The sequence below is a fragment of the Agrobacterium sp. SORGH_AS_0745 genome (assembly GCF_030818995.1).
Lineage (GTDB): Bacteria > Pseudomonadota > Alphaproteobacteria > Rhizobiales > Rhizobiaceae > Agrobacterium > Agrobacterium tumefaciens.
On record NZ_JAUTBI010000003.1, the window covers coordinates 716,537 to 732,639 of the forward strand.

Here is a 16,103-nt window from a genome sequence, read left to right on the forward strand (position 1 = left end):
TCACGTACAATTCAGTTCGGTACGGCCTGAACCTTGGCTCTGGCCTGTTCCTCGGCAACGCGCTGCGAAAACATCTGCGCGAAATCGATCGGATCGATCATCAGCGGCGGGAAGCCACCATTGCGGGTGACATCGGCGATGATCTGGCGTGCGAAGGGGAACAGCAGGCGCGGGCACTCGATAAACAGCACCGGCAGCATATGTTCCTGCGGGAAACCGGCAATGCGGAACACGCCGCCATAAACCAGCTCGGCAGCAAACAGAACCTTGTCGCCATCCTTGGCTTCGGCATTCAGCGTCAGCACAACGTCGAAATCCGAACCAGAAATCGGGTTTGCGTTGACATTGACATTGATGTTGATCGACGGCGCATTGTCACGAGCCTGAAGCGAACGAGGAGCACCCGGATTTTCGAAAGAAAGATCCTTGATGTACTGGGTAAGAATGTTGAGGGAAGGACTAACTGCGCCCTGTGCGCCATTTTCAGCGGTCATTACGTTTCCTCGCGGCGTGATTTCGTGGAAGGCGGTCTATCATTTCGACTTGAGCCTTACAACCCTCGTGCTCTCGGCTCTCTAACCCTTTGCCGTGCTTCAGGGTTTGGGCAGGTTGCGATCATCCGGCTTTTGGGACCAGGGAGAATCCTTGGGCCCTTCGCGGTGAAACTCCTCTTCGTCGAGGTCCACGACCTTGGAGCTACCCTTATTTCCCTGACCATTGCTGAACCCGGAAAAGTCACCGGGTTGCGGCCCGGTCTGGCCGCCGGGTTGACCCGACTGGCGAAAAGAACCAGCCACGACGACGCGGGGTCCGAGGATCTTCCAGAAAAAACGTCTCACCGTTTTCGACAGAAGCAGGAGACCGAGTATATCGGTGATGAAACCCGGGATGAACAGCAGGATGCCCGCCACGACGCGCATGGCGCCATTGACCAGCTCATCGGCAGGCTGGGCGCCGGTGCGCCCTGCGGCCTGGAGATTTCTCACCATGCCGATGCCGCCGAGCCGCAGGATCAGCAACCCCAGAAACGACGTGAACAGGACGAGCGCCAATGTCAGCCACAGACCGATTGTCTTGCCGACGATGATGAAACCGGCAATTTCCAGGATTGGCATCATCAGGATGACGATGGGAAGAAAGGAAAAACGCATCTTCTAGCCTTGCGTGTGCATCTCTGGCAGATTGCCGGTTCCCGAGAACACCGATGATTGAATCTGCACATTTGAATGATGATAAGATGCAGACTATATGATGTTCAGGTTTTTGAATTTAAATGGCGGTTTTGGTAAAAGATGGGCTTTAGCGACTTTATCACATTGTTTTTTCTCGTTGCAGCGGTGCTGATCTTTCTTCAGCTGCGCAGCGTTCTTGGTCGCCGAACCGGCAATGAGAAGCCGCCATTCGACCCTTACACGCCGCGCGATGTCGCGAAAGGCCCCGTCACGGACGATAACAAGGTCGTGACCCTGCCCAAACGCTCTGAGGCGGAGGACGAAAACCGCTTTGCCGAGGCGGATGCTCTGGCGCCCGTCGATACTGCCTTGAATACATCCCTGCGCGAGCTGATGACCAAGGACCCGACCTTCCGCCCCAAGGAATTCCTGAACGGCGCCCGCATGGCCTATGAGATGATCGTCATGGGTTTTGCCGATGGTGACCGCAAGACGTTGAAGAACCTTCTGTCGAAGGAAGTTTTCGACGGGTTCGAGGCGGCCATTTCCGAGCGGGAAAGTCGCGGCGAGGTGGTCAAGTCCACTTTCGTGGGAATAGAGAAGGCCGATATCACCCAGGCCGGTATCCGCGATTCCGAAGAGCAGATCACGCTCAGAATAGTCAGCCAGCTGATTTCGGCCACCTATGACAAGGATGGCAAGCTGGTGGACGGCGATCCCGATGCGGTTGCGGAAGTGGACGACATCTGGACCTTCTCGCGTGATGTCCGCTCGCGCGATCCCAACTGGAAGCTGATCGCCACTGAATCCGAGCAATGAATACGCCCTTTTCGTTCGAAGAAGTTTCTTTCGGTGATCTGCCGGGATGGCAGGAGGATGATCCGCGTAAGCTGTTTCCGGCGATGCGGACGATCCTGTCACATCTTCGGAATTCAAAACCCTACAGGACCGGCGCGCTGGGTCTCACCGCCGGCGAACTGGCCTCGCTTCTGGAACTGGCCGATGAGGAACAAGCGGATAGTTCCCAGCAGGCCCGCCGGTTTTTCGAGACGAATTGTGTACCTTTCAAAATTTCACCACCTGGCGGAAAACGCGGTTTTGTAACTGCCTTTTATGAACCGGAGCTTGAGGTATCGTCCGTCCGCGACGATGTCTGGAAGTATCCCGTCTACCGCCGCCCACCGGAGCTGGTGGATATCGATGACGAAAATCGCCCGAGCGGTTTTGATCCGTCCTATGCTTTTGGCAGAGAGGGCGAGGACGGCATTTCCTATTTTCCCGATCGCCGCGCGATCGACGAAGGATATCTGCAGGGCAGGGGGCTTGAGATTGCCTGGGCGAGATCGAAGGTCGATCTGTTTTTCGTCCACGTTCAGGGTGCTGCCCGTCTTCTGTTTCCTGATGGAGAGGTGAAACGCGTCACCTATGCCGCCAAGGCCGGGCATCCGTTCTCGCCGATCGGCCGGTTGCTTCTGGATCGTGGGGAACTGGATCCGAAAACGATCTCGATGCAGACGATTCACAAATGGCTCGCCCACCATCCGGATGAGGTGGATGGGGTGCTATGGCATAATCGCTCCTATATTTTTTTCCGGGAGGCTGATGTTGCCGGCCTGGATATGGGACCGATCGCCGCCGCCAAGGTGCCGCTGGTCGCCGGGCGGGCGCTTGCGGTGGACAGGCTCATCCACACCTTCGGTTTTCCCTTCTTTATCCATGCGCCGTCATTGACCCACCTGGATAATGGCAAGCCCTTCGCGCGGTTGATGCTGGCGCTCGATACCGGCTCGGCCATCGTTGGCCCGGCACGCGGCGACATTTTCACCGGCTCGGGTTTCGAAGCTGGAGAACTTGCAGGCACAGTGCGCAACGACGCCGATTTCTATATGCTGTTGCCGCATGTTGCTGCGAAAAGGTATCGGCGATGAAGGGCAGTCGAAAGCTTGGCAAGGAAGAACGCATTCTGTGGGGTAAGGTCGCAAGAACAGCCCGACCCATCTCCGGCAGGCTGGAGGATTTGCTGGCTTTCGACGATATCGAGGAAGCCGCGGCGGAACCTGTGGTCCCGCAAACGGCAAACGCCGTCTTCCCTAGGATGCTCGCGGAGCCGGTGGACGTTTCGCCCTTTACGCCGGACAAGAAGCCAAAAATTCATCAACCGATGGAAAAGCCGGTTAAGCGCAAGTTGACGCGCGGGCGGTTGCCGCTGGAAGGCCGTATCGATCTGCACGGCATGTTTCAGAGCGAAGCCCATGCGGTTCTGCTCGATTTTCTATTGCGGGCGCACGAACGGGGCCTTCGGCACGTGCTCGTCATCACCGGCAAGGGTCGCTCCATCGGCAGCGATGGTGCGCTGAAAAGGGCCGTGCCCATGTGGTTCGCCAAACCGGAATATCGTTATTTGATTTCATCCTATGAGGACGCATCCGCCAATCACGGCGGCGATGGCGCTCTCTATGTCCGGTTGGCGCGCCGCAAGGGTGAAAAATCATGACGCCCTTTGCAGAAGCCGTGCGGCTGCTTCGTGAGCGCAAGGGCGTGACACAGAAGGAGATGGCGGCGGCAATCGGCGTTTCCCCCGCTTATCTCTCGGCACTGGAGCACGGCAAACGCGGCAAACCGAGCTTCGATCTCCTCCAGCGCATCGCCGGATATTTCAACATCATCTGGGATGAGGCGGAGGAATTGTTCTTTCTCGCCGGCTCCTCCGACCCCAAGGTGGCGATCGACACGGTCGGTCTGCCGCCGCAATATACGGCTTTTGCCAATCGGCTGGCGCGGGATATTCGCAAGCTGCCGCTGAGTGTGATAGAGGAACTGTCAGCGGTGCTACAAAAAAGCCGTTCTTGCGATTGAAACCCCTCTATCCCCTGCTTTATGCAGCGTTCTGAGGCATGTGGCCTTTGGGATTGAGTGTAGAATTTCTATAGTCGTATGTCGGATTTGAGTGATTCGCGGGCTTCAGGCCTTCTCACTGAAAACTTGGCCAGGAAATTTTGGAAAGAGTACTTATGACCGAAACATCGTCAAGCGAAGTCGGCGCCAACACTGAATACGGAGCCGATTCGATCAAGGTCCTGAAGGGTCTTGATGCTGTGCGCAAACGGCCCGGCATGTATATCGGCGATACCGATGACGGCTCCGGTCTGCATCACATGGTCTACGAGGTGGTCGACAACGCCATCGACGAGGCGCTTGCGGGTCATGCCGATCTGGTGACGGTGACGCTCAACGCCGACGGTTCGGTGACGGTAACGGACAACGGACGCGGCATTCCGACTGATATCCATTCTTCCGAAGGCGTTTCCGCCGCGGAAGTCATCATGACGCAGCTTCATGCGGGCGGAAAATTCGACCAGAACTCCTACAAGGTTTCCGGCGGTCTGCATGGCGTGGGCGTTTCGGTCGTAAATGCGCTTTCGGTTTGGCTGAAGCTCAGAATCCGCCGCAATGGCAAGCTGCACGAAATCGGCTTCACCCATGGGGTTGCCGATGCTCCGCTCTCGGTCATTGGCGAATATGAAGGCCGCTCCGGCACGGAAGTCACCTTCCTGGCGAGCCCCGACACCTTCACCATGACGGATTATGATTTTGGTACGCTGGAGCATCGCCTGCGCGAACTGGCGTTTTTGAATTCCGGTGTTCGTATCGTGCTCACCGACAAGCGTCATTCTGATATCAAGCAGGAAGAGTTGCTCTACGATGGCGGTCTTGAAGCCTTCGTGCGTTATCTCGACCGGGCCAAGAAACCGCTGGTAGACAAGCCGGTGGCCATTCATGGCGAAAAGGACGGCATCACGGTTGAGGTCGCGCTCTGGTGGAACGACAGCTACCACGAAAATGTGCTCTGCTTCACCAACAACATTCCGCAGCGCGACGGCGGCACCCATATGGCCGGCTTCCGCGCGGCGCTCACGCGTCAGATGACATCCTATGCCGAGACTTCCGGCATCATGAAAAGGGAAAAGGTCAGCTTGCAGGGTGAGGACTGCCGCGAAGGACTGACGGCAATTCTTTCCGTCAAGGTTCCCGACCCCAAGTTTTCTTCGCAGACGAAGGACAAGCTCGTTTCGTCCGAAGTGCGCCCTGTCGTGGAAAGTCTCGTCAATGAGGCCCTGTCCACCTGGCTCGAGGAACATCCGTCCGACGCCAAGATCCTTGTCGGCAAGGTGGTGGAAGCGGCCATTGCCCGTGAAGCCGCCCGCAAGGCGCGCGAACTGACGCGCCGCAAGGGTGCGCTCGATATCGCCTCTCTGCCCGGCAAGCTCGCCGATTGTTCCGAACGCGATCCGGCGAAATCCGAACTCTTCCTCGTCGAGGGTGACTCCGCAGGCGGTTCGGCCAAGCAGGGCCGCTCGCGTGAAACGCAGGCCATCCTGCCACTACGCGGTAAGATCCTGAACGTTGAGCGCGCCCGTTTCGACAAGATGCTGTCCAGCCAGGAAATCGGCACGCTGATCACCGCGCTCGGCACGTCGATCGGCAAGGACGAATTCAACGCAGACAAGCTGCGCTACCACAAGATCATCATCATGACGGATGCTGACGTCGACGGCGCCCACATTCGTACCCTGCTGTTGACCTTCTTCTTCCGCCAGATGCCGGAACTGATCGAGCGTGGCCATCTCTATATCGCCCAGCCGCCGCTTTATAAGGTGACGCGCGGCAAATCCGTGCAGTACCTCAAGGATGAGAAGGCGCTGGAAGAATATCTGATCTCGATGGGCATCGAGGATACGTCGCTGACGCTCGGCTCCGGCGAAGTACGCATCGGCGCTGACCTTCGTGAGGTCATTCTCGATGCGGTGCGCATGCGCACGCTGATCGACGGTCTGCATTCCCGCTACAGTCGCTCCATCGTGGAACAGGCCGCCATTGCCGGCGCCCTGAACCCCGAGCTTTCGGCCGATGCTGCCCGTGCCCAGGAAACCGTTGCCGAAGTGGCCCGGCGTCTGGACATGATCGCGGAAGAAACCGAACGCGGCTGGTCCGGCATGGTGCTGGAAGATGGCGGCTTGCGCTTCGAGCGCATGGTACGCGGTGTCAAGGAAATCTCGACGCTCGATATGGGCCTGATCGGTTCGGTCGATGCCCGTCATATCGATCAGCTCGCGGCCCGCACGCGCGATATTTACGTCACTCCGCCGGTTCTGCAACGCAAGGACGGCACTATGGAACTGGCCGGACCGCGTGCGCTTCTGGATGCTATTTTCGCCGCCGGCCGCAAGGGTCTTTCCATGCAGCGTTACAAGGGTCTCGGTGAAATGAACGCCGAGCAGCTGTGGGAAACCACACTCGACGCCAATGTACGTTCGCTGCTGCAGGTCAAGGTCAACGATGCGACGGATGCCGACGGCCTGTTTTCGCGCCTGATGGGTGATGAGGTGGAACCGCGCCGCGACTTCATTCAGGAAAATGCGCTCAGCGTTGCCAATCTCGACATTTAATCCTGTGGGACGTCTCGCGTGACGATTCACGTGAAACGAAACTTTAACGAAAGGCCCGGCGGTCAATTTCCGCCGGGCCTTTTGTCATCTGTGTTGTCGGATATCAATCGGCCTTGCCGGTGAACCGCCCCTTGAAAGCTACGTCCGAAAGGGGGAGGCGCTTGCTGGGCACTTCCCGTTCTGCCAGATCGTCAGGAAGAACAGCCTTATCGGTCAATGTGCCGATGGCAACTGCTGCCTCCACCTTATATCCATCCGGAACATCAAGCTTTTCCACGATCTGGTCTTTAAATATGCCTGCCATGCCATGGGCGTGGTAACCGAGCAGATGCGCCTGCATGGCGAGTGAAAACCATGCCGCACCGGCATCGAATGAATGGGTCGCTGAAGGCTTTTTCTCACCCTCTCGTGAAATATTGTGGTCGCGGGAAAGGATGAAGAGTAGCACCGAGGCATTTTTTGCCCAGCGCTGGTTTCCTTCCATCAGCAGTTCCACGAAGAGCGGCCAATCCTCGCTATCCTTGTGCGCGTAGACAAACCGCCACGGTTGCTGGTTGGATGCCGATGGCGCCCAATGCGCGGCATCGAGAATGGTCAGCAAATGCTCGTTTGGCATCGCATCTCCATCGAATGCGCGCGGAGACCAGCGATCGAGGAAGAGTGGATCGACGGGATATTCGGATTGCCGGGAATTGCTGTTTGTCACGGGCGTGTCCTTTTGATTGTCGGGAGGGAAAAGGTATTTTTCGAAAGTCGAAGCAGTCAAGGGGTGACAAGTATGAATGTATCGTTCATATATGCATCACCTTGTCTGACAACCGGGAGAGAGTTCCATGAAATTGATGCGCGTTGGCCAGCCTGGCCAGGAAAAACCTGCGATCCTCGACGCGGAAGGAAAAGTCCGCGATCTGTCTGCTCATGTCAAAGACATCGGCGGTGAAGCCATTTCTCCGGAAGGCCTGAAGAAGATTGCCGCCATCGACCTCGGCACTCTTCCCGTAATCTCCGAAGAGCGCATTGGCGCTTGCGTTGCCGGAACCGGAAAATTCATCTGTATCGGCCTCAATTTCTCTGACCACGCCGCTGAAACCGGTGCGACCGTACCGCCGGAACCGGTCATTTTCATGAAGGCGACCTCGGCAATCGTCGGTCCGAACGATAACGTTGTTATTCCGCGCGGTTCTGAGAAGACCGACTGGGAAGTCGAACTCGGCGTCGTCATCGGCAAGACCGCGAAATATGTATCTGAGGCCGATGCTCTCGACTACGTCGCCGGTTATTGCGTTTCGCACGATGTTTCCGAGCGGGCGTTCCAGACGGAGCGTGCCGGACAGTGGACCAAGGGTAAATCCTGCGACACCTTCGGTCCGATCGGCCCCTGGCTGGTCACGAAGGACGAAATCACCGATCCGCAGAACCTCGGAATGTGGCTGAAGGTCAACGGCCAGACAATGCAGGACGGCTCCAGCAAGACCATGGTTTACGGCGTCGCGCATGTCGTTTCCTATCTCAGCCAGTTCATGTCTTTGCATCCCGGCGACGTCATTTCCACCGGCACGCCTCCGGGCGTCGGCATGGGCCAGAAGCCCCCGCGTTACCTCAAGACCGGCGATGTCGTTGAACTCGGCATTGAAGGCCTCGGTTCCCAGAAACAGACCTTCGTTGCCGACATCTGATTATCAACAAACGTTCAACTGAAATTGAGGCGCCGGAGGGAAACCACCGGCGCCTTCGATTTTGTGCAGTTGCGAAAAGCTGCTATGGTCAAAAAAAGAGCTTGATCCGCGAGGAGGCGTAATCAGTGTTCTACCACCTCTATGAAATGAACCATGCGGCGATGGCGCCACTGCGCGCCGGTGCCGATATGATGCGCCAGGCATGCAACAATCCTTTGAACCCGCTTTCCAGCACCGCCTTCGGGCGAAGCCTCGATGCAGGCTTTGAGGTATTCGAGCGCCTGACGCGCCGTTACATCAAGCCGGAGTTCGGTTTGGCGACTACCACCGTCGATGACCGGACCGTTGCCGTCACTGAAGAGATCATCTGGTCGCGTCCCTTCTGTAATCTCGTTCATTTCAAAAAAGAACTCGATGCGGCCCGCAAACCAGATCCGAAGGTGCTGCTGGTGGCGCCTATGTCAGGCCACTACGCCACATTGCTGCGGGGAACGGTCGAGGCGCTGCTGCCATCGGCGGATATCTATATCACCGATTGGATCGATGCCCGCATGGTGCCAGTCACCGAAGGGACATTCGATCTCGACGATTACATCAGCTACGTCATCGATATGCTGCGCGAGATCGGGCCCGGCGCCCATGTGGTCGCCGTTTGTCAGCCCTCGGTTCCGGTTCTGGCCGCAGTGTCCCTGATGGAAGCCGATGGTGACGGTTTCGCGCCTGCATCCATGACGCTGATGGGCGGTCCGATCGATACGCGCATCAATCCCACAGCTGTCAACGGTCTGGCCACGGCCAAGCCAATCGAATGGTTCCGCGACAATGTCGTCATGCAGGTACCGTGGCCGCAGCCGGCTTTTGGCCGGAATGTCTATCCCGGCTTCCTGCAATTATCCGGCTTCATGTCCATGAACCTCGACAAGCACATGACGGCACACAAGGATTTCTACCTGAACCTCGTCAAGAACGACGGCGATTCCGCTGAGAAGCATCGCGATTTTTACGATGAATATCTGGCCGTGATGGATTTGACGGCGGAGTTCTACCTGCAGACGGTGGAAACCGTCTTCATCGAACACGCGCTTCCCAAGGGAAACATGCAGCATAGGGGCAGGGCCGTCGATCCCGCTGCCATTCGTAACGTCGCGCTGTTCACCGTGGAAGGCGAAAACGACGATATTTCCGGTGTGGGCCAGACCAAAGCCGCGCACGATCTTTGCCGGAACATCCCCGATGAAAAGCGTGCGCATTACATGCAGCCCGACGTCGGTCACTACGGCGTTTTCAACGGGTCGCGTTTCCGCAAGGAGATTGTGCCGCGCATGGTGGAATTCATCCGCAAGAACCAGACTGTCTAGCGCTGGAAGCCAGGCGATGCCGCGCATTTGCGTGGCCAAGCCGGTGTCGAATCGGCTATGAACAGTCCATGTTTTCGTTCCTCAGAAAATCCGTGAATTCGCCGGCGCAGAAAAAGGTAGCGCCCAGCCAGCGCACCGTCGAGGTGGCTGGCCGTCATGTGCCCATTACGGTGAAGGAAAATCCGCGCGCCACGCGCATCACCTTGCGCATCGAACCCGGCGGCCGGGCTCTGAAGCTGACGATCCCGATGGGGCTTCACCATGGCCAGGTGGATGATTTTCTCGAAAGGCATCAGGGCTGGATTGAAGGCAAGCTTTCGAAAATCAGCCCAGATGACGGTTTGCGTCATGGTGCGTCGGTTGATATTCGCGGCGTATCCCATCGCATCCATCACACTGGCAGCCTGCGTGGCCTGACTCATATCTCCAAAGACGAGGACGGCACGACGGTATTGAAAGTCAGCGGAGCGCCCGAACACCTGCGCAGACGGGTGGCCATTTTTTTGAAAAAGGAAGCGAAGGCTGATCTGGAGAGGCTTGTTGCGGTTCACGCGAGCGCGGCCGGAAAGCCCGTGCGATCCATCAGCATGAAGGACACCCGCAGCCGCTGGGGTTCGTGTTCCCATGATGGAAATCTGAGTTTCTCGTGGCGTATCGTCATGGCTCCGGAAAAGGTCATCGATTATCTCGCAGCCCACGAGGTTGCGCATCTGCGAGAAATGAACCACGGCCCGAAATTCTGGGCCCTGTGCGAAAAACTCTGCCCGCATACGCAGGAAGCTAAGGAATGGCTGAAACGTCACGGCTCTAAACTCCACGCCATCGATTTTGATTGAAAGTGGAGGCGTGCATCGCCATCTGGATTCACGTGAAACATTCCATGGAAAACGGGTGCGATTTGGCTCGACTCTTGTCGCATTTCGTGTCAGGTCGCGGATATGAAACCGGATATCAAGATTTGCGGATTGAAGACACCGGAAGCGCTGGAGCGTGCCGTCAGGCGCGGCGCCTCCCATGTCGGCTTTATTTTCTTTGAAAAGAGCCCCCGCAACATCGAGCCCGATATCGCCGGCAGGCTGGCGGAAGCCGCCCGTGGCGCCGCAAAGGTGGTCGCCGTTACCGTCAATGCCGACAATGATGATCTGGACGAGATCGTCGATCTGCTGAGACCGGATATTCTGCAATTGCACGGTAGTGAAAGCCCGGAGAGGGTGCTGAACATCAAAGCACTCTACGGCCTTCCGGTAATGAAGGCGCTTTCCGTTCGCGACGCCGCTGATCTTGCCAAGATTGATCCCTATATAGGCATAGCCGACCGTTTCCTGCTGGATGCCAAGGCGCCTGCGGGTTCCGATTTGCCGGGCGGCAACGGAGTAACCTTCGACTGGACCATCCTGCGCTCTCTTGACGGAAGTATCGATTACATGCTTTCCGGGGGATTGAACAAGGACAATGTCGCGGAGGCTCTGGCCGAAACCGGAGCTGGCGGACTGGATTTGTCGTCCGGTGTGGAGAGCGCGCCGGGCGTCAAGGATCTTGCGATGATTGATGCATTCTTCGATGTGGTGAATGATTGGTCGAAAGGCCCAAAGGGAGCTTGAAGTGAACGACGCGCCAACACCCAATTCTTTCCGCGCCGGTCCCGATGAGGACGGCCGTTTTGGCATTTACGGAGGCCGCTTCGTTGCCGAAACGCTGATGCCGCTTATTCTGGATTTGCAGGCGGAGTGGGAGAAGGCAAAGACCGATCCCGAATTTCAGGCAGAACTCAAATATCTCGGCGCTCATTACACTGGCCGCCCGAGCCCGCTTTATTTCGCGGAACGCCTGACGGCCGAACTGGGCGGCGCCAAGATCTATTTCAAGCGCGAAGAGCTGAATCACACCGGCTCGCACAAGATCAACAATTGCCTTGGCCAGATCCTGCTTGCCAAGCGTATGGGCAAGACCCGTATCATTGCCGAAACCGGTGCCGGCCAGCACGGTGTTGCCTCGGCGACCGTCGCCGCACGCTTCGGCCTGCCCTGCGTCGTTTATATGGGCGCGACGGATGTTGCCCGTCAGGCGCCGAATGTTTTCCGCATGAAGCTTCTGGGCGCTGAGGTAAAGCCGGTAACGGCCGGCCACGGCACTCTGAAAGATGCCATGAACGAGGCGCTGCGCGACTGGGTCACCAATGTCGACGACACCTATTACCTGATCGGCACAGCTGCCGGCCCGCATCCCTATCCGGAAATGGTTCGCGATTTCCAGGCCGTCATCGGTGAGGAAGCAAAGGCACAGATGCTGGAGGCGGAGGGCCGTCTTCCGGATATGGTCATTGCGGCTGTTGGCGGTGGCTCGAATGCCATCGGCATCTTCCATCCTTTCCTTGATGACAAGAGTGTCCGTATCGTCGGCGTCGAGGCTGGCGGCAGGGGTCTTTCGGGTGAGGAGCATTGCGCTTCGATCACGGCCGGTTCGCCGGGCGTTCTGCACGGAAACCGCACCTACCTTCTTCAGGATGCGGATGGCCAGATCAAGGAAGGCCATTCCATCTCCGCAGGTCTCGATTATCCCGGCATCGGCCCTGAGCATTCCTGGCTGAACGATATCGGCCGCGTGGAATATGTACCGATCATGGACCACGAGGCGCTGGACGCCTTCCAGATGCTCACCCGCCTCGAAGGCATCATTCCCGCTCTGGAGCCAAGCCACGCGCTGGCGGAAGTCATCAAGCGCGCACCGAAGATGGGCAAGGATGAGATCATCCTGATGAATCTCTCGGGTCGTGGGGACAAGGATGTCCACACCGTCAGCAAGTTCCTCGGAATGGAAATGTAAGACCATGACTGCACGTATGGACAAGCGCTTTGCCGATCTGCGCGCTGAAAACCGCCCGGCTCTGATTACCTATTTCATGGGCGGCGACCCGGATTTCGAAACCTCGCTCGGCATCATGAAGGCCCTGCCGGAAGCAGGCGCCGACGTTATCGAGCTCGGCATGCCGTTTTCCGACCCGATGGCGGATGGCCCGGCGATCCAGCTGGCAGGACAGCGCGCGCTGAAAGGCGGCCAGACGCTGAAAACCACGCTCGATCTCGCCCGCGAGTTCCGCAAGGAAGACGACGCGACCCCGATCGTGATGATGGGATATTACAATCCGATCTACATCTACGGCGTCGACAAATTTCTGGACGATGCGTTGGCGGCTGGCGTCGATGGTCTGATCGTGGTCGATCTGCCGCCTGAAATGGATGATGAGCTCTGCGTGCCCGCCTTGGCGCGCGGCGTGAATTTCATCCGTCTCGCCACGCCGACGACGGATGGCAAGCGCTTGCCGACCGTTCTTAAAAATACCTCAGGTTTCGTCTATTACGTATCGATGAACGGTATTACCGGTTCCGCACTGCCCGATCCCTCGTTGATCTCAGGCGCGGTCGGTCGTATCAAGGCGCATACGGAACTGCCGGTTTGCGTCGGTTTTGGTGTCAAGACGGCCGATCATGCCAAAGCGATCGGTGCCGTGGCGGATGGCGTGGTGGTCGGTTCGGCCATCGTCAACCAGATTGCCGGCAGTCTGACGAAGGACGGGCAGGCAACCGCCGATACCGTGCCATCCGTCACGACGCTGGTAAAAGGACTTTCAACGGGCGTGCGTGCGTCGCGCCTTGCCGCTGCGGAATAAGCGCGCGGCCCAGTCAGGAGTAGTCAGTTGAACTGGATCACCAATTACGTACGGCCCCGGATCAATTCCATGCTTGGCCGCCGCCCGGAGGTTCCTGAGAACCTGTGGATCAAGTGCCCGGAAACGGGCGAGATGGTCTTCCACAAGGATCTGGAAGATAACAAGTGGGTCATTCCCGCTTCCGGTTACCACATGAAGATGCCGGCAAAGGCGCGTCTCGTCGATCTTTTCGATGGTGGCGTCTATGAGGCCTTGCCGCAGCCGAAGGTAGCGCAGGATCCGCTGAAGTTCCGCGATTCCAAGAAATACACCGACCGTCTGCGCGACAGCCGCACGAAGACCGAGCAGGAAGATACTATCCTTGCCGGCGTTGGCCTCCTGAAAGGCCTGAAGATCGTTGCCGTTGTGCATGAATTCCAGTTCATGGGCGGTTCTCTCGGCATCGCGGCCGGCGAAGCCATCGTTAAGGCGTTCGAGCGCGCCATTTCCGAGCGTTGCCCGCTGGTCATGTTCCCGGCCTCCGGTGGGGCCCGCATGCAGGAAGGCATTCTGTCACTGATGCAGCTGCCGCGCACCACGGTTGCTGTCAATATGCTGAAAGAAGCAGGCATGCCCTACATCGTGGTTCTGACGAACCCGACGACGGGTGGTGTCACTGCTTCCTACGCCATGCTGGGCGACGTGCATATTGCCGAGCCGGGCGCCGAAATCTGCTTTGCGGGCAAGCGCGTGATCGAACAGACCATTCGCGAAAAGCTGCCTGAAGGCTTCCAGACATCGGAATACCTGCTGGAGCACGGCATGGTGGATATGGTGATCGATCGCCGCGAAATTCCCGATACGCTGGCAAGCCTTCTCAAGATCATGACGAAGGCTCCGGCAGAAGCAAACGCGGTCATTCCGCTTGCGGCTTCGGCCTGACGGAAAAATATGTCGCCCGGAGGCGGGAAGCGCCTTCGGGATGACGTTATACGTTGCATGATTTCATCTCGGGTGCGGCGGACAAATGGCCAAGACAACGCCTGAAAGGCGAACAGAAGATATGACGAAGCCCGCAATCGGCGAGGCCGAACAGATCATCGAAAAGCTGATGCAGCTTCACCCCAAGGGTTTTGATCTTTCACTGGACAGAATTTTCCCGTCTTCTGGAAAAACTAGGCAGCCCTCAGAAAAGGTTGCCGCCGGTTATTCATGTCGCAGGCACCAACGGCAAGGGTTCGGTTACGGCCTTTTGCCGCGCATTACTGGAGGCGGCAGGACTTTCCGTGCACGTTCACACCTCTCCGCATCTCGTGAACTGGCATGAACGTTATCGCATCGGCGTTTCCGGCGAAAAAGGCCGTTATGTCGATGATGCCGTCTTTGCGGATGCGCTGCGCCGCATCGAAGCTGCCAACGGCGGCCAGATGATAACGGTTTTCGAAATTCTGACCGCCGCGATGTTTCTGCTCTTCGCGGAGCATCCGGCAGATGCTGCCGTGGTCGAGGTTGGACTCGGTGGGCGCTTCGATGCGACCAATGTGATCAACAACCCGGCCGTTTCCGTTATCATGCCGATATCGCTCGATCATCAGGCCTATCTCGGCGACCGGGTGGAATTGATTGCCGCTGAAAAGGCCGGCATCATGAAGTCGGGTTCCCCTGTCGTCATTGGTCATCAGCAGTATGATGCGGCGCTGGATACCCTCGTTTCCACGGCTGAGCGTCTTGGTTGCCCGGCATCAGTCTATGGGCAGGATTTTTCCGCCCATGAAGAATTCGGCCGTATGGTCTACCAGGATGAATTCGGCCTGACCGATGCGCCGCTGCCACGTCTTCCCGGTCGCCACCAGCTTGCCAATGCCGCTGCCGCGATCCGGGCCGTCAAGGCTGCCGGTTTTGAGGTGACGGAGCGGATGATCGAAAAGGCCATGACAACAGTGGAATGGCCCGGCCGTCTTCAGCGTGTCCTAACCGGAAAAATCGCTGAAATCGCTCCGAAGGATGCGGAAATCTGGATCGATGGTGGTCACAACCCAGGCGCGGGCGAAGTCATTGCCGAGGCAATGGCGGGGTTTGAAGAAAAGACACCGCGCCCGCTGTTCATCATTGCCGGCATGATCAACACCAAGGATCCGGTGGGTTATTTCAAGGCTTTCGCCGATATCGCGGAGTATGTCTTCACGGTTCCAATCGGCGGCACTGATGCCGCGATCGATCCCGTCGTGCTTGCCCATGCGGCCTTTGATGCCGGTCTGGTTGCGGCACCTACATCTTCGCTGACCGAGGCGCTGGACGAACTATCGCGTCGCTTCGATCCCGAAGGGCCGCCGCCGCGCATCCTGATCGGCGGTTCGCTTTATCTTGCCGGAAACGCGCTTGCATTGAACGGTACGGCTCCCGAATAAAAAAGCCCGGCATCGCTGCCGGGCTTTTCTTTATTCCATGGAAAGTCGCTTACGCGGCGCCGGAAATCCAGGCCGAAAGCGCTGTCTTGGGCGCAGCGCCGACCTTGATGTCAGCCACTTCGCCGCTCTTGAAGATGGCAAGAGTCGGGATGGAGCGAACGCCGAACTGGGCAGCCAGTTCCGGGTTTTCGTCGATGTTGAGCTTCGCGACCTTGACCTTGCCGGCAAGCTCGGACGAAATTTCTTCGAGGCTCGGCGCGATCATCTTGCACGGGCCGCACCATTCGGCCCAGAAATCCACTACGACTGGTTCGGAGGATTCGAGGACTTCGGACTGGAAGTTGGCGGCGTCGACTTTTACGGTAGCCATATCTGGCTCTCCTTTCAGTGAATCTT

At 57.8% G+C, this 16,103-nt stretch carries 16 protein-coding genes and 1 pseudogene; 13 read left to right on the plus strand and 4 right to left on the minus strand.

Features of this window, described 5'->3' with window-relative positions; translation table 11 throughout:
* Positions 1-11 precede the first annotated feature (11 nt).
* Positions 12-494, minus strand: a complete 483-nt coding sequence (gene secB, locus QE432_RS13210) for a protein-export chaperone SecB (RefSeq protein WP_003516359.1) — start codon at positions 492-494, stop codon at positions 12-14.
* Positions 495-593: 99 nt separating this feature from the next.
* Positions 594-1,151, minus strand: coding sequence for an FxsA family protein (locus tag QE432_RS13215; protein ID WP_306624570.1), 558 nt, complete (start codon positions 1,149-1,151; stop codon positions 594-596).
* Between the two features lie 141 nt (positions 1,152-1,292).
* On the opposite strand from QE432_RS13215, the gene QE432_RS13220 reads away from it, so the two are divergent.
* The 5 genes from QE432_RS13220 to gyrB all read left to right on the plus strand — a co-directional run bounded on the left by QE432_RS13220 (position 1,293) and on the right by gyrB (position 6,619).
* On the plus strand, positions 1,293-1,991 hold the full coding sequence (locus QE432_RS13220; protein WP_003516349.1) for a Tim44/TimA family putative adaptor protein: 699 nt from the start codon (positions 1,293-1,295) through the stop codon (positions 1,989-1,991).
* Positions 1,988-3,100: a murein transglycosylase A gene (gene mltA / locus QE432_RS13225; protein WP_306624571.1), complete on the plus strand. Its 1,113-nt coding sequence runs from the start codon at positions 1,988-1,990 to the stop codon at positions 3,098-3,100. The genes QE432_RS13220 and mltA overlap by 4 nt, the downstream gene beginning before the upstream one ends.
* The gene (locus tag QE432_RS13230; RefSeq protein WP_013635178.1) at positions 3,097-3,666 is read left to right on the plus strand and encodes a Smr/MutS family protein; all 570 of its coding nucleotides are present in this window, start codon (positions 3,097-3,099) and stop codon (positions 3,664-3,666) included. Before mltA ends, QE432_RS13230 begins: the two co-directional genes overlap by 4 nt.
* Positions 3,663-4,028: a helix-turn-helix domain-containing protein gene (locus QE432_RS13235; protein ID WP_003516346.1), complete on the plus strand. Its 366-nt coding sequence runs from the start codon at positions 3,663-3,665 to the stop codon at positions 4,026-4,028. The genes QE432_RS13230 and QE432_RS13235 overlap by 4 nt, the downstream gene beginning before the upstream one ends.
* A gap of 155 nt (positions 4,029-4,183) precedes the next feature.
* A complete protein-coding gene (gene gyrB / locus QE432_RS13240; RefSeq protein WP_003516345.1) occupies positions 4,184-6,619 on the plus strand; it encodes a DNA topoisomerase (ATP-hydrolyzing) subunit B in 2,436 nt (811 codons plus the stop codon).
* A gap of 103 nt (positions 6,620-6,722) precedes the next feature.
* Here the strand turns inward: gyrB and QE432_RS13245 are convergent, their stop codons facing one another.
* Entirely contained in the window at positions 6,723-7,325 is a 603-nt protein-coding gene (locus QE432_RS13245; RefSeq protein ID WP_025594729.1) for a nitroreductase family protein, read from the minus strand.
* A gap of 127 nt (positions 7,326-7,452) precedes the next feature.
* On the opposite strand from QE432_RS13245, the gene QE432_RS13250 reads away from it, so the two are divergent.
* The 8 genes and pseudogenes from QE432_RS13250 (at position 7,453) to QE432_RS13285 (ending at position 15,707) form a co-directional block, all read left to right on the plus strand.
* Entirely contained in the window at positions 7,453-8,295 is an 843-nt protein-coding gene (locus QE432_RS13250) for a fumarylacetoacetate hydrolase family protein (protein WP_019565943.1), read from the plus strand.
* Between the two features lie 125 nt (positions 8,296-8,420).
* On the plus strand, positions 8,421-9,653 hold the full coding sequence (locus tag QE432_RS13255; RefSeq protein ID WP_306624572.1) for a polyhydroxyalkanoate depolymerase: 1,233 nt from the start codon (positions 8,421-8,423) through the stop codon (positions 9,651-9,653).
* Between the two features lie 68 nt (positions 9,654-9,721).
* Positions 9,722-10,489: a M48 family metallopeptidase gene (locus tag QE432_RS13260; RefSeq protein ID WP_306624574.1), complete on the plus strand. Its 768-nt coding sequence runs from the start codon at positions 9,722-9,724 to the stop codon at positions 10,487-10,489.
* 102 nt (positions 10,490-10,591) lie between these two features.
* Complete coding sequence (locus QE432_RS13265; protein WP_003516340.1) at positions 10,592-11,254, plus strand: phosphoribosylanthranilate isomerase; 663 nt, start codon at positions 10,592-10,594, stop codon at positions 11,252-11,254.
* 1 nt (position 11,255) lies between these two features.
* Positions 11,256-12,476: a tryptophan synthase subunit beta gene (trpB, locus tag QE432_RS13270; RefSeq protein ID WP_019565940.1), complete on the plus strand. Its 1,221-nt coding sequence runs from the start codon at positions 11,256-11,258 to the stop codon at positions 12,474-12,476.
* 4 nt (positions 12,477-12,480) lie between these two features.
* A complete protein-coding gene (trpA, locus tag QE432_RS13275) occupies positions 12,481-13,320 on the plus strand; it encodes a tryptophan synthase subunit alpha (RefSeq protein WP_003516338.1) in 840 nt (279 codons plus the stop codon).
* Between the two features lie 27 nt (positions 13,321-13,347).
* On the plus strand, positions 13,348-14,241 hold the full coding sequence (accD, locus tag QE432_RS13280) for an acetyl-CoA carboxylase, carboxyltransferase subunit beta (RefSeq protein WP_013635186.1): 894 nt from the start codon (positions 13,348-13,350) through the stop codon (positions 14,239-14,241).
* A gap of 85 nt (positions 14,242-14,326) precedes the next feature.
* A pseudogene (locus QE432_RS13285) lies at positions 14,327-15,707 on the plus strand (bifunctional folylpolyglutamate synthase/dihydrofolate synthase).
* Between the two features lie 49 nt (positions 15,708-15,756).
* Here the strand turns inward: QE432_RS13285 and trxA are convergent.
* Positions 15,757-16,077, minus strand: a complete 321-nt coding sequence (gene trxA / locus QE432_RS13290) for a thioredoxin (protein ID WP_003516334.1) — start codon at positions 16,075-16,077, stop codon at positions 15,757-15,759.
* Between the last annotated feature and the right edge of the window lie 26 nt (positions 16,078-16,103).

Coding starts and splice junctions, on each gene's coding strand:
- secB (WP_003516359.1), bottom strand. CDS start 494: ATGACCGCTGAAAATGGCGCACAGGGCGCAGTTAGTCCTTCCCTCAAC.
- QE432_RS13215 (WP_306624570.1), bottom strand. CDS start 1,151: ATGCGTTTTTCCTTTCTTCCCATCGTCATCCTGATGATGCCAATCCTG.
- QE432_RS13220 (WP_003516349.1), top strand. CDS start 1,293: ATGGGCTTTAGCGACTTTATCACATTGTTTTTTCTCGTTGCAGCGGTG.
- mltA (WP_306624571.1), top strand. CDS start 1,988: ATGAATACGCCCTTTTCGTTCGAAGAAGTTTCTTTCGGTGATCTGCCG.
- QE432_RS13230 (WP_013635178.1), top strand. CDS start 3,097: ATGAAGGGCAGTCGAAAGCTTGGCAAGGAAGAACGCATTCTGTGGGGT.
- QE432_RS13235 (WP_003516346.1), top strand. CDS start 3,663: ATGACGCCCTTTGCAGAAGCCGTGCGGCTGCTTCGTGAGCGCAAGGGC.
- gyrB (WP_003516345.1), top strand. CDS start 4,184: ATGACCGAAACATCGTCAAGCGAAGTCGGCGCCAACACTGAATACGGA.
- QE432_RS13250 (WP_019565943.1), top strand. CDS start 7,453: ATGAAATTGATGCGCGTTGGCCAGCCTGGCCAGGAAAAACCTGCGATC.
- QE432_RS13260 (WP_306624574.1), top strand. CDS start 9,722: ATGTTTTCGTTCCTCAGAAAATCCGTGAATTCGCCGGCGCAGAAAAAG.
- QE432_RS13265 (WP_003516340.1), top strand. CDS start 10,592: ATGAAACCGGATATCAAGATTTGCGGATTGAAGACACCGGAAGCGCTG.
- trpA (WP_003516338.1), top strand. CDS start 12,481: ATGACTGCACGTATGGACAAGCGCTTTGCCGATCTGCGCGCTGAAAAC.
- trxA (WP_003516334.1), bottom strand. CDS start 16,077: ATGGCTACCGTAAAAGTCGACGCCGCCAACTTCCAGTCCGAAGTCCTC.